This window comes from Acinetobacter sp. ANC_7503 (assembly GCF_056780035.1).
On the sequence record NZ_JBWYJA010000001.1, the window covers coordinates 256,401 to 270,435 of the forward strand.

11 protein-coding genes are annotated in these 14,035 nt (G+C 40.6%); 3 read left to right on the top strand and 8 right to left on the bottom strand.

All coding sequences use genetic code 11. The features are described from left to right. Positions 1 to 182: 182 nt before the first annotated feature. Entirely contained in the window at positions 183 to 1,598 is a 1,416-nt protein-coding gene (locus AC1M9M_RS01310; RefSeq protein WP_481595385.1) for an LLM class flavin-dependent oxidoreductase, read from the top strand. 48 nt (positions 1,599 to 1,646) lie between these two features. On the opposite strand, the gene AC1M9M_RS01315 is transcribed toward AC1M9M_RS01310, so the two are convergent. The 5 genes from AC1M9M_RS01315 to AC1M9M_RS01335 form a co-directional block, all read right to left on the bottom strand. Continuing rightward, on the bottom strand, positions 1,647 to 2,552 hold the full coding sequence (locus AC1M9M_RS01315; protein WP_481595386.1) for a cation diffusion facilitator family transporter: 906 nt from the start codon (positions 2,550 to 2,552) through the stop codon (positions 1,647 to 1,649). A 76-nt stretch (positions 2,553 to 2,628) separates the two neighbouring features. Further along, positions 2,629 to 5,772 (bottom strand): efflux RND transporter permease subunit, encoded by a 3,144-nt coding sequence (locus AC1M9M_RS01320; RefSeq protein ID WP_481595387.1) that lies wholly within the window; start codon positions 5,770 to 5,772, stop codon positions 2,629 to 2,631. Beyond that, positions 5,762 to 6,979: an efflux RND transporter periplasmic adaptor subunit gene (locus tag AC1M9M_RS01325; RefSeq protein WP_481595388.1), complete on the bottom strand. Its 1,218-nt coding sequence runs from the start codon at positions 6,977 to 6,979 to the stop codon at positions 5,762 to 5,764. The genes AC1M9M_RS01320 and AC1M9M_RS01325 overlap by 11 nt, the downstream gene beginning before the upstream one ends. 1 nt (position 6,980) lies before the next feature. Beyond that, a complete protein-coding gene (locus tag AC1M9M_RS01330) occupies positions 6,981 to 8,300 on the bottom strand; it encodes a TolC family protein (protein WP_481595389.1) in 1,320 nt (439 codons plus the stop codon). A 46-nt stretch (positions 8,301 to 8,346) separates the two neighbouring features. Continuing rightward, positions 8,347 to 8,784 (bottom strand): cation efflux protein, CzcI-like, encoded by a 438-nt coding sequence (locus tag AC1M9M_RS01335; protein ID WP_481587099.1) that lies wholly within the window; start codon positions 8,782 to 8,784, stop codon positions 8,347 to 8,349. Positions 8,785 to 9,024: 240 nt separating this feature from the next. Between AC1M9M_RS01335 and AC1M9M_RS01340 the strand changes: the two genes are divergently transcribed. Next, the gene (locus tag AC1M9M_RS01340; protein WP_481595390.1) at positions 9,025 to 9,969 is read left to right on the top strand and encodes an ABC transporter permease; all 945 of its coding nucleotides are present in this window, start codon (positions 9,025 to 9,027) and stop codon (positions 9,967 to 9,969) included. Next, complete coding sequence (locus AC1M9M_RS01345) at positions 9,969 to 10,862, top strand: ABC transporter ATP-binding protein (RefSeq protein WP_035263830.1); 894 nt, start codon at positions 9,969 to 9,971, stop codon at positions 10,860 to 10,862. Before AC1M9M_RS01340 ends, AC1M9M_RS01345 begins: the two co-directional genes overlap by 1 nt. 91 nt (positions 10,863 to 10,953) lie before the next feature. On the opposite strand, the gene AC1M9M_RS01350 is transcribed toward AC1M9M_RS01345, so the two are convergent. From AC1M9M_RS01350 to AC1M9M_RS01360, 3 genes are read right to left on the bottom strand one after another with little or no spacing between them, the layout of a single operon-like run. Continuing rightward, complete coding sequence (locus tag AC1M9M_RS01350) at positions 10,954 to 11,658, bottom strand: ABC transporter ATP-binding protein (protein ID WP_481595391.1); 705 nt, start codon at positions 11,656 to 11,658, stop codon at positions 10,954 to 10,956. Further along, positions 11,651 to 12,862, bottom strand: a complete 1,212-nt coding sequence (locus tag AC1M9M_RS01355; RefSeq protein ID WP_481595392.1) for an ABC transporter permease — start codon at positions 12,860 to 12,862, stop codon at positions 11,651 to 11,653. The genes AC1M9M_RS01350 and AC1M9M_RS01355 overlap by 8 nt, the downstream gene beginning before the upstream one ends. A 2-nt stretch (positions 12,863 to 12,864) precedes the next feature. Further along, entirely contained in the window at positions 12,865 to 14,034 is a 1,170-nt protein-coding gene (locus AC1M9M_RS01360) for an efflux RND transporter periplasmic adaptor subunit (protein ID WP_481595393.1), read from the bottom strand. Between the last annotated feature and the right edge of the window lies 1 nt (position 14,035).

The following is a 14,035-nucleotide window of genomic DNA, read 5'->3' on the forward strand; positions in this document are numbered from 1 at the left end:
AAATTAAATTAGCACTAATTATTTTAATTTTTTATACGATTATTTTATTTACTAATCTGATTTCAAACATAATCAAATCATTTATTTTTTTATTATGTATATTGCAGTTTTTCTCATTAAATAATAAGTATGATATTTCATATAATCAAAATATAAACATTTAATTATTTTATATTTTCATTATGACTAAACATATACGATTTAATGCTTTTGAAATGAATTGCATTGCACATCAGTCCCCAGGCTTATGGCGTCATCCGCTCGATCGCTCTACAGAATATAAAGATTTGGAATATTGGACTGATTTAGCAAAAATATTAGAAAAAGGTATTTTTGACGGTATTTTTCTTGCAGATGTTTTGGGTATTTATGATGTGTATCATCAATCGGCTCAACATGCTTTAAATGGTGCTGTTCAAGTTCCTGTGAATGATCCAATTCAGATTGTTCCAGCAATGGCAGCAGTCACCCAACATTTAGGCTTTGGTGTAACCACCTCTATTTCATTCGAACATCCTTATCCCTTCGCACGACGTATGAGCACATTGGATCATCTCACCAAAGGTCGCGCGGGTTGGAATATTGTGACTTCATATTTAGAAAGCGGATCTAAAAACTTAGGTTTAAAAACCCAAGTGAGTCACGACAATCGTTATGATATTGCAGACGAGTATCTGGAAGTTTTATATAAACTTTGGGAAGGTTCTTGGGAAAATGATGCGGTACGACGCGACAAAGCCGCTGGTATTTTTGCGGATCACACCAAAGTTCATCCAATCCAACATGAAGGTAAATATTTTAGCGTGCCAGGTATTCATATCTGTGAACCTTCTCCGCAACGCACACCTGTATTATACCAAGCTGGTGCATCAAAGCGTGGACAGAAATTTGCAAGTCAAAATGCAGAGTGCGTATTTATATCTGCACCAACGAAAGTTGCTGTAAAAAAGTTAGCACAAGGAATTCGTCAGAATCTTATTGAGGAAGGTAAAGATCCAAACGCAGTTTTAATTTATACAATGCTTGCGATTGTGGTCGATGAAACTGATGAAAAAGCACAGGCTAAATTTGCAGAGTATCAATCTTACGGAAGTTATGATGGTGGATTAACACTCGCTTCAGGGTGGTCTGGTGTAGATTTTTCACAATTCAAAGCTACAGACCAGGTTGAATATATTCATACCAATGCCATTCAGTCTATGTTGCAATCTTACGTAGAAGCAGATCCAGATAAAGTTTGGACCATTGAAGAAATTGCAAAATGGACCAGTGTAGGTGGAAACGGCCCCGTGATTGTCGGCTCACCAAGCACAGTAGCCGATCGTCTTCAAGAATGGGTGGATGAAACTGGCATTGATGGATTCAATTTGGCTTATATTTTGGCACATCAATCTTTTGAAGACGTGGTCGAATACGTCGTTCCTGAGTTACAACGTCGCGGTGTTTACCCTACAGAATATACCAAGGGGACACTGAGAGAAAAGTTGTTTGGTCATGGACCATTACTTCCAGATGATCATCGTGGTGCTCAATACCGTAAGTCATCAACAAATGGGCTGCACACTTCAACCCAAACCGCAACACTTGAATCTGTGTAGATCAATTTAAATTCTCTATATGTAAAAAAGCGCTTTTCGGGGCTTTTTTTAATGCTGATGTTCTAGTTCATGGTGATATGCATCATCTTCTATCTGCAAGGTCATTTCAGTAATATGGTGATCATGACTTAACATTTCAAAAGCTTGTTCATGTAAACGTTTAGGATCGACATTCGGTGCAACCAAATGAACTGTGAGCATGACTTTTTTGGATGTGATCGCCCAAACTTTGAGTTGGTGAATGTCCTTAACTCCTTCAAGCGATAATAAATCTGTACGGAGCTTTTCAATATCAATCTCATCAGGCACACCTTCAAGTAGGATATTTACACTTTGCTTGGCGAGAATCCAAGCACGTGGTAAGACCCAAAATCCGATCAGGACTGCGATAATCGTGTCAATAAGTACCCAGCCTGTAAAATAAATAATCACAGCACCGATGATCACACCTACAGAACCAAGTGCATCACTTAATACTTCTAGATATGCCCCTTTGACATTGAGGCTATCTTTACTACTCGAAAAAAGAATCTTCATCGAAATTAAATTAATGATTAAGCCAATGACGGCGACTATCATCATTCCAACACTCTGAATTTCAGGAGGATTACTTAATCGATGAATCGCTTCTATCAAAATATAAATTGCAACGATAAATAACATCACCGCATTAAATAGAGCTGCCAAAATTTCAAATCGCTGGTAACCAAAAGTTCGCTTATTGTCTGCAGGCTTTTGACCAATCTTAATTGCAACCAACGCGATGGCTAGAGCAGCAGCATCAGTAAACATATGTGCAGCATCTGACAGCAAAGCTAAACTTTGAGTAATAAATGCAGCAACAACTTCAATAATTAAAAATGTCGTGGTTAAGGCTAAAGCAAAAGTTAGTTTCTTTGCGTTGTCTTTACTGACTTCCACATGACTGTGATCATGATTATGCGAACTACCCATTTTATACTCCTCATCAGAAGCCTCACTTAAAATAAAGTGAGGCTTCTGATTCATATACATAATGTTATTGTTTAATTTATTGTTCTGCTTTTGCTTGATTCATCCACCTATACAATACAGGTAAAAGTAGTAGCGTCAGTATGGTGGATGAAATAATTCCACCGATAACCACTGTCGCAAGCGGTCGCTGTACTTCAGCACCCGTACCCGTAGCAAGCGCCATTGGAACAAATCCTAAAGACGCCACAAAAGCAGTCATCAGCACAGGACGTAATCGCAACATTGCACCTTGCCAAATGGCATCTTTTAAACTGTATTCACTTCTTAGCTCCTTAATAAAGGTCAACATAACCAGTCCATTCAGAACAGCGACACCTGATAAAGCGATAAAACCAATACCCGCAGACATTGAGATGGGAATATCACGTAACCATAAAAATAAGACTCCCCCCGTGAGAGCAAAGGGTACGCCCGTGAAGACCAATAAACTTTCTCTTATATTTTTGAATACAGCCATCAGCAGGATAAAAATCGTAATCAAAGCCAATGGAATCACGATAGTCATTCTAGCTTTGGCAGATGCCAAATTCTCAAACTGTCCACCATACTCAATCCAATAGCCACTCGGTAATGCATATGTCGTGAGGCTAGATTGCAACTCTTGGACAAATGAACCCAGATCTCGCCCTTCAACATTTGCCGTCACAATAATCCTACGCTTGCCATTTTCACGACTCACCTGATTCATACCATCAATATTTGAAACTGTAGCCACATCTGCCAGTCTTACTGTCCCACCATTGGGGAGTTGTATGGGTAATTGTGCAATCCCCATGACTGTCCGATCTTGATCAGTAAGTCGAATAACAAAATCAAAACGGCGGTCGCCTTGTAGAATTTCACCGACTTGTTGACCACCGATACTTGAAGCGACTAAATTTTGTATCTCACGAACCGAAAGACCATATTGCGCTGCTAAAGAACGATTTACGTCTATATTTAATAAGGGTAAACCTGAAGTCTGTTCTACTTTGACTGCGGTACTGCCACTGATTTTTTGCACAATCTTGGCAATTTTGGCAGCTTCATCGTTTAACACCTGCATATCATCGCCAAAAATTTTTATACCTATGTCACTGCGGACTCCAGAAATGAGCTCATTAAAACGCAATTCAATGGGTTGAGAAAATTCACTATTGTTGCCAGGCAAAGTCTCCAAAAAAGTTTCAATACGTGACCTTAAATCATCTAAGCTTTCTTTGGGATTCGGCCACTCTTGACGAGGTTTCAACATAATGAATCCATCTGAGATATTGGGTGGCATCACATCTGTCGCCACTTCAGCAGTACCCGTTCGTGCGAAAACATTTTTAATTTCTGGAAAATTTTGAAGCAAAAGTTTCTCAGTCATTTCCTGCATTCTTAATGATTCTTCTAAGCTGGTACTGGGTGAACGCATTTGTTGAATAGCAAAATCACCTTCGCTTAATTGCGGTGCGAATTCACTTCCTAGACGTGTCGCCAACAACCCTGTTAAAACCAAAATACTAACTGCGAGCGTTAACATGACCGTTCGATATAAATAAGTCATATCTAATGCTTTTAGATATTTTTTCTTTAACCATAACATCCATCTACTTTCAGTTTCTTTGACTTCACCTGTTACAAATAAAGCCACTGCAGCAGGAACAAAAGTAATGGATAAAATGATCGCAGCAATAAGAGCTAATACTACGGTGAGTGCCATAGGGTGAAACATTTTTGCTTCAACACCACTTAAAGCAAATATGGGCAGGTACACCACTAAAATAATCGTTTGACCAAAAATTAAAGGACGGCGCGCTTGACGAGCGGCAAGGAATACTTCTTTAAATCTCTCTGAACGTGTTAAAGGTCGTCTTAACTGTTCTTGGGCATGAGCTAATCGGCGAATACAGTTTTCGACAATTACCACTGCCCCATCTACAATAATTCCGAAATCTACCGCACCTAAACTCATAAGGTTGGCACTAATCTTTTGCTGTGCCATACCTGATAATGTAAATAACATCGAAAGTGGAATCACGCATGCTGTAATTAAAGCTGCTCGAATATTTCCCAAGAAAATGAATAAAATCACAATCACCAAAATCGCCCCTTCGACTAAGTTCTTTTGAACTGTCTTAATGGCTTTCTCGACTAAGGTGGTACGATCGTAAACAGTTTCAATTTTTACGCCTTCGGGCAGTGTGGTTTGAATTTCTTGAATTTTTTGATCAACAGCTTGTGCAACACTACGGCTGTTTTCACCCATCATCATCATGGCGATGCCGAGTACGGTTTCTTCTCCGTTATAGGTCGCTCCGCCTGTTCTAAGATCATGTCCAATCGACACTGAAGCAATATCTGAAACACGGACAGGATTTCCATTTAAGGTAACCACCGTTGTATTTTCAATATCCTGTATCGTATTCAGTGTTCCAGGAACTCGTACTGTCAGTTGTTGACCTCCATCTTCAATAAATCCTGCTCCACGATTTTCATTGTTCTCAGTAAGAACTTGTTGAAGTTGCGTCAAACTGACTTGTAGTTGTTGCATACGATTCAAGTCTGGCGAAACAACATATGTTTTATTGAATCCTCCAATACTATTCACCTCAGCAACGCCTTTTACGCGTTGCAATTGTGGACGCACGATCCAATCTTGAATTTCGCGTAAATCCATTGCTGTGTATGAAGAACCATCAGGTTTTTTAGCCTTTGGCTCAGCTTTTAGTACCCATTGATAAATTTCACCCAGCCCCGTAGATACTGGAGACATGGTAGGTGCGATATCATCAGGTAATTCGGATTGAACCTCTTGCACACGCTGATTGATTTGTTGACGTGCCCAGTAAATATCTGTGCCATCTTTGAAGACAATAGTGACCTGAGATAAACCATACCTAGAGATCGAACGTGTTAATTCAAGATCTGGTATCCCCGCCATGGCATTTTCAATTGGATACGTAATGCGTTGCTCAACTTCGAGCGCAGTAAATCCATTAGCTTGGGTATTAATTTGAACCTGTGTATTGGTAATGTCTGGAACTGCATCAATTGGCAATTTTTGATAACTATAAACTCCAACAGCAATCCAAGCACAGGCAAACAGCATGATCCAAATCGCATGTTGAATTGAAAACTGAATAATTCGCTCAAATAGCCCTTCAGCCTCCGGCATGTCATGATTAGTGCCCATGGTCAGCTTCTCCTTTTTCTAACTCCGATTTCAGTAAGAAGCTGCCTTGATTGACATATTTTTGCCCCGCTTGAAGACCAGACTTAATTTCTGCCCATTGACCATCTGAAGACATTTGACCTACTTCAATGGGTTGTGCTTTAAAGTGGAGTTTTCCATTTTTTTGTTCTGTAACAATAAATATTGCTGATTTACCTTCGATTTGTTGCACTGCATTTTTTGCAACGCGTAATACATTGGATGCATCGGGACTTTGAAGTTCAACATTTACCATCAAATTTGGTCTTAACTCACTTGCCTTTCCTTGAACTTTAGCGCGAACAATCAAGCGACCAGTCTGCGCATCTGCTTGCGACGTTAACGATTGCACAACTGCTGTATACGTCTGACCTGATTGTAAAGATTTGAATTGAATATTTTGTTGTGCACGAATTTGATTACTCGCATCTGCAGGTAACACAAATTCCAGCCATAAATCTTTTAATTGTTCGATGATGAAAATCTGATCTGCAAGTTGCACATTTTCACCCACCACGATGTCTTTTTGGCTGATCACGCCCGAGATAGGCGAACGAATGGTAAAACGACCATTAGAACCTGCTGAAGCTCCCAAAGCTTGTAAACGTGCATTGGCACTTTGCACTGTGATTTGTGCTTGACGATATGCATTTTCAGCACGTTGCAAATCCTGTTTTGCAGAGATCCCCTGCGACCACATCCGTTGTTCACGTTGCAAATCTTGGCGTGCCAAATCTAAATTGGATTGTTCCATTCTTAAATTTGCTTGTTGGTCAATGAGCTCTGGGACACTTAATACTGCAAGTATTTGACCTTTACCTACTTCTTGTCCCAGTGCTACATTCACTTGTTCAACATGACCAGCAAAATTAGGGGAAATATGCGCTTGTTGATCTGTATTTACCATCAATTTTGCAGGCAAGTTTGTGTATCGCGGAATTGCACCTAATTGAGCTGATTCTATTTTTATACTATGTTCGACTAGCTGTTTAGATGTCAGTTCAATCTCACCTTCTTCTGCATGATCAGCTTCTGCGCCATTCGACGTTTCAGCTTGCTCTTCACTCTCAACAATTGCTGTTTTCTTATTATCTTTGAAAAAAATCCAAATCCCGATAACTACCGTCACCCCAATAATCAGGGCGATGAGGAATGCTTGGTTTATTTTTCCTTGTTGTATAGATCTCATTTTATTCTGCCCCTATATTGATGAAATTTTCTGACTGTGACACAGCCTCTTTGAGTAATTGGGTATAGGCATCCGAACGACTAATTTGTTCATAACTGGTACCAATACTTAATGCCTCAGCAGCAAGTGCGGTTTGCCATGCCTGTCTTAAGAGCTGAATTTGACTGAGCCGAATATTTTGTAATTGTGTCGTTGCTTGTTGCACCTCAGTGATTGAAAGTTTTCCATTTTTAAAACCGAGCAAAGAGCGCGTCTGTACTTTTTCAGACAAGCCTTTTTGTCTCAGTACAGCGTCATACTGTAGTTTTAAGCCACGCACCTGATGAAATGAGTTTGCAATCTCTAAAATTTGTTGTTTGAGTTCTCTTTGTTGTTGACGCTCAAGTAGAGATTGCTGACGTTGGGCAAGCGGAATTTGGTATTGCTGACGATTAAAAATATTGAACGGAATATCGACACCCACAGATAAACTAGTATCGTTTGTCTCATTGGGCGCTTTTGTTCGCGTCATCCCTACATTCAAATTTGGATTTGGTTTTGCTTTTACTTTAAGTTGCTCAATTCGTTGATTAGCCTGAACAACATTGAGTGCATAAAGCTTTTCTAAATAACCTGCAGAAATATAATTTTGAACATTCTGTTCAACTTGGTCAGGCCAATAAATCCGATTTGAATCAACCTTCACCTCTGCTTCAGTTTCTCCCCAGAGATTAGAAAGATTACGTTTTGCAATTTCCTTATTTAAAATGGCTTGCTGATAATTGCGTTCATTTTCTGCCGCTTCAATCTGCGCTCGTTCATACTCAACTAAGGCTATGCTTCCTGCCTGATATCGTTTTTTAGCGCTGTCTAAAGTTTCACGACTGACTTGCAGTTGAGACTTTTGAATTTGCGCTTCAGATTGCGAAATTAAAAACTGTGACCAAGCATACTTCACGATTAATTGGCTTTGTGCTTCCCACAACTTTTCTCGCAATTCATTTTGTTGCCCAACCAAACGCGCTATATTTTTTTGAATCCGTCTTTGACCAAAAATGTCGATCGGCTGACTAATACCTAGACTTAACTCTTGATCTTGATTCGAGCCAAAGCCATCTCGAGAGAGATTGATAGTCGGGTTTTGCCAAAGTCCACTTTGCTTGACTGCAAGCTCTGACATTTCTTGTCGTTGCTGCCAAATCTGTTCTGATTGTTGATATTGAGACACTTGAACCAGTGCTTGTTCAAGCGAATTGACTGTCATTGCTTGAGCATTTGCACCCAAACTAAGCGAACCTAAAACCAGCCATAATCGAATGGAATGTTTTAATTTAAAAGACATGTGAATTTCCCACTAATTTAAAAATAAGTGGTGGGAAATTTTTAGGCTACCCCACCAATAGCGGGGTTAATTCAGGAGGCGGAGGGATTTTACCTAAATGAGGCGATTGATAGGCATTAATCCAAAGAAAGTGATTTTGGTAAATCTTTTCGATGTGTTGTGACGAAGGCAAATTCTCGTTTACAGCAAGAATAAACTGAGACATTGACGGCAGATGATCTTGATGATCCAAAACATCGATTTGCGCTTTTTCTTCTAGCGTCACGCTTTGATCATCACCAAGCACGAAGCCTTTTTCAATTTGGGACTTCGGACTTTTATTTGAAAGATCGGCTTGGCAAAGTACAGGTTGATGATGACCAAAGTGAAAACTTTGTGTCGATGTTGAGTCGCTTTCATGAACACAAAAAGCCGCCGCCACATTCCAAAGGCTTTGGAACATGAACATACATGCTAAGAATGTCACAAATTTAGCCGATCTCATTTAAGCAGGCTCTCATCTTTTCTATCTGCATTTAAAACGTGATAGTGATCACCATCAAGTGAAGAGTTGTAATTCTCCATCATATTTTGATGATCGAAACCTTGATATTGAAAGAATGTACATAAGAAAAATGAATGAAAACTTAAAAATTTAGCGCTTTTAAAGCACGCTTCGAAAATGGCATCGATTTTGCAACCTAATCATACGAATTTTATTTTTTGTATTACTGAGGTGGCAACGATGAGCTATGTTGCACGAGAATTGAGTCAAAAGCATAAATTTTTGCTTGGTTTTGGATCGTTTTTAATTCCAATTTTAATCTGGTGTGCAGTGAGTTATTTGCCTTTTATTTGGCATCCCCAAGTTCAAATCACAGATTCTGGTAGCACAACATTTTTACAATTCGATAGCCGTGTCAGTAGAGAAGTTTATTATGCTGAAGCGCAATTGGCAGTCGATCAAGGACTGCCACCACCTCGGGGAATTTTGGTCAATCCCATTTACCTACCCGCACCAGATGAAGTCGCTACAGCCTTAGTGACCGCATTTACAACGCCACCCGCTCAAGCAAATGCACCATGGTTTCATGAAAGTTTATGGCACAGCATTAAACTGGTGTTTACCGCATTTTTTATTTCTTCTTTGATCGGGATTCCTTTGGGTATTCTTTGCGGTTTTTCTCATAAAATTTCTCAGTTAACTGAACCTTTTGTAGAGTTCTTTCGCTATCTGCCTGCACCAGCCTTTGGCGCTCTTGCTGTTGCGATTTTGGGCATTAATGATGCACCTAAAATTGCGATTATTGTGATTGGTACCTTGTTCCAACAAATTCTGATTATTGCCAATACCACCCGTCTGGTCGACCGCAGTCTTATTGAAGCTGGATTCACCTTAGGAACTAATAAAATCAAAAGTTTATTTTATGTGGTCATCCCTGCTGCACTCCCAGAAATTTATCGAAACCTTCGTGTACTTTTAGGTTGGGCTTGGACCTATTTAATCGTTGCAGAACTCATAGGAAGTACATCCGGTATCACGTGGTTCATCACTCAACAAGCTCGCTATCAAAACTTTGACAATGTTTTCGCCGCAATTTTGATTATCGGGATGATTGGTCTGATTTGCGACGTGATTTTAATGAAACTTGGACAGCACTTATTTAAATGGAAAACGGGAGCTCGCTAATGTCTTCACTAATTCAACCCTCAGATTTTGATGCCCGCGCTTACTTTGACAAAATTTACGCTCGTCCCGTCATTTTAGAAGCGAAAAATCTCACCCAGAAATTTAGCCACGGAAAAACTGAGCGCACCATTTTAAATGCTTTAGATTTAAAAATTCATAAACGTGAATTTATCTGTGTTATTGGTCCTTCAGGATGCGGTAAGTCTACCTTTAGCCGTATTGTGGCAGGTCTTGATCCATATACCAGTGGTGAATTACTGGTAGACGGTGAAACCATCACAGGACCGAGTCCAGAGCGTGGCATGGTTTTCCAAGGCTACACACTGTTTCCATGGAAAACGGTAAAAGAAAATGTCATGTTTGGTCCACTCATGCGAGGTGCCAGCAATGCTACAGCTGAGGCGCAAGCCCGTGAATGGATCAACATTATCGGACTTGAAAAATTTGAGCAGCAATACCCTCATGAACTTTCTGGAGGGATGAAACAACGCGTTGCCATCGCTCGCGCGCTCGTGAATCAGCCAAAAATTCTCTTAATGGATGAACCCTTTGGGGCTTTAGATCCTCATACGCGTCAAAAAATGCAAAAGCATCTGATCGATCTTTGGGCCAATATCGATATCACGATTATTTTTGTGACACACGATATGGACGAGGCAATTTTACTGGCCGATCGGATTGTGGCATTGAAGGCCAATCCTGGCGAAATTAAGGAAATCATTGAGGTTGATCTACCAAGACCACGTCAGCATGAATTGATGCTCACTGAAAAATTTAAATCGTTAAGACAACGTGTAGATGCTTTGGTACATGCTGAAGAAGATGAACTTGATCCAGCACTCGCCGACTTACCTAAAATTCCAAGAATGACCAAGGTCAGTCATTCTAAATAAGACGCTATATCCTGATCACACAAACGGTCAGGATAAAGCATACAACATCAATCCTTTTGACCACACCATTTTAAATGCAGACTTGGATTAATCACGACTTCATTTCATCACGCTCAATTCGCCCATCTACCAATTGAATGGTTCGATCACATGTAGCGGATAATCGTGGATCATGGGTCACTAACAATACCGCACAATTTTGTTGCTCATTTACTTCACGAAACAGCTCAAAGACTTCGCTCGCTGTTTGACTGTCTAGATTACCTGTAGGTTCATCAGCGAGGAGTAAAGCAGGCTGAGTGATTAAAGCTCTGGCGATTGCGACACGTTGTTGCTGCCCACCAGAAAGTTGACTGGCTTTTCGTTGTGCAAATTGACTCAATCCTACCGCTTTTAACAAATCATGTGCTCGATCCAAAGCTTGTTGATTGGGTTTGCCATGCGCCAACATTAGAGGCATCAAAACATTCTCAATAACGGTGAACGCTTGAATCAAATGATGAAACTGAAACACAAATCCAATGCTCTTCCCACGCAATTCCGTTCTTTGTTGATCTTCCATTTGACTGGTTGGTTGACCAAGTAAATAAATTTCACCACTGGTGGGTTGATCCAGCAAACCTAAAATATTTAATAACGTACTTTTACCTGAACCAGAAGGTCCAATTAACGCAGCAAAATCTTGACGATGTATGGCAAAATCAATCCCATGCAGCACTTCAATTTCATTGGGTTGTCCAATGTTATAAGACTTTTTCAAAGCCTCTAAACGCAGTACTTCATCATGATTAGACATGACGGATTGCCTCCACAGGATCTAAACGCGCTGCACGACGGGCAGGAATCGCCGCTGCAATTAAACCGCTCAATGTTGCAAGTAATAAAGCTGATCCAATCAAATAAGGTGAAATTGGAATGTAAAATAATCCTGGACCAAATTCATTAAATGACCAAACCAATGCATAACTGGTCAGGATTCCGACAATAGAACCAAGTAAGCCGAAAATCGCACCTTGAATGAGAAAGATTATCAAAATCTGTTCTCGGCTCGCACCTGTCGCACGCAAGATTCCGATCTCACGTGTACGCTGTACCACTGTAATGGAGAGTACGCTGGCGATCGCAAATGCAACAGATATTCCAACAAATATAATAATCATATTGGTTGAAAGACTTTGCGCTGAAATCGCATTCATCAATTGCGCATTACTTTCAATCCAACTTTCAGCTTTTAATCCAGTGAGACGATGAATTTGCGTTGCGACCTGATCTGCGGAGAAAATATCAGAAATACGAAGATCAATAATGGTAACCCCACCCGGCAAACCCAATAAAGACTGTGCCCGCTTTAGATCGATATACATATAGCGTGAGTCTAGTTCTTTGACCCCGAGTTCAAAAATACCCGTTACATTCATGACGGCGTTAATATCTTGACCGTTATCAACGCGAATTTTACTGCCTACGCGCACACCAAGGTCTTTGGCCAACTCACTTCCGATGAGTACATCATCTGCTTTTAAACGAAGCTGACCAGTTTTTAGATACTCTTGCAAAGGTACAATACGTTGATACCGTGGTAAATCAATCCCCATAATCGCAACTGACTGAATCGCTTCCCCCCGTTTTACCAGTGCAGGCCCTGAAACCATGGGAGAAACGGCATTGAGCGTCTTGATATTGTCTAGATTTTCAAGAACTTCTTGCCAGTTATTGATCGACTTGAGTCTTTGAGCCCTTTGATCTTCATGGATGATGTGTGCTACGCCCTCAGGCACTTTAACGACGCGATTGACCTCATCTGGTGCATGTAAACTAATATGTGCCTGAGTACCCAACGTACGCTCAATCAAATTGGACTGAAGCCCCTGAATTAATGCACTAATAAAGACAATAACGGCAACACCAATAGCAACACCACCAATAATCATCAGTGTTTGACTGCGACCCTCGCGTAAAAACCCAACAGCGATGAGCCAATTGGTCCATAAACGCTTCATCTTCAAAGTGCTTGTACCTGCTTAGTTCTGACACGCTGATACGCTTTTACTTGATCAGGCTTTATAACGACCTGATCATTGTGATCCAACCCTGATAAGATTTCAGACATGGCAGTCCCACGCAACCCTAATTTTACAGATTGACGTTGGACCTTGCCCTCTCTTACCACCATAACTTCAGCTTGCGTGGTTGAAGGGTCAATAAGCGCGTCATTGGCTATTACTTTGGTTTTATTTCGACGTGCTGTTTCGACATTCACTGAGACTGTCATATCTTGCTTCAAAAAATTGGGTACAGAGTTCACCGCCAATTTGACTTCAACCGTACCACGTTGAGGATCAATATTAGGTGCAATAAAGTTAACTTCAGCTGGAAATGCTTGCTCTGGATAAGCATCTGCAATCACTACCGCTTTTTGACCCAATTTCAGATAAGGTAAATTTTGCTCATCCACCGCCACTTTAATTTGCGTTGGACTATCAACTGCGACTGTAAAGAGCACCTTTCCAGGTTGAATCGCATCCCCTTTTTCGACTTCACGCGTCAAGATCGTACCCGATACTTGTGCCCGAATTTCACTTTTTGCCAATTGGGCACGTAGTGCATTTAATCTTTCACTTAAGGTTTTTTCTTCCACTTGACCTGGAGCAAGGCTTTGCGCCTTCAGTTTTGCCGCAGATAATTGATTTCTCGCTAAGCGTTCAGCTTCTAAGGCTTGTTCTTTTTCCTCTACAGAAAGCACTCCCGGTTCCGTTTGCTGACGACGTCTTGCTTCGCGACTGGCTTGTTGTAATTGGAATTCTGCCGTTTTCAATTCAACCTGCGCTTGTGGATAGCGAATTTTCCGCAATTCCTCTAGCGCAACTTCTGCTTCACGGACTTGTGCTTTTAAATCATCAGATTGAATAATTAACAGTACATCTCCTGCTGCTATTCGTTGACCTTCTTGCACGCGTCGCTCAATCACCACACCCGAAATTTCACTCCCAATTTCACTACGTGCTACATTTTCAGCACGACCTGAAGCGACCACTGTTTGAATCAGTGGTTTTTCTTCGATTAGGTAAGTTTCGACTACAGGACCTTGCCACCAACGGAAAATGAAATATATCCCACCCATCGAAATGAGCAGAATGAGAATCCACCATTTTCGTTGTTTTAAAATACGCAAA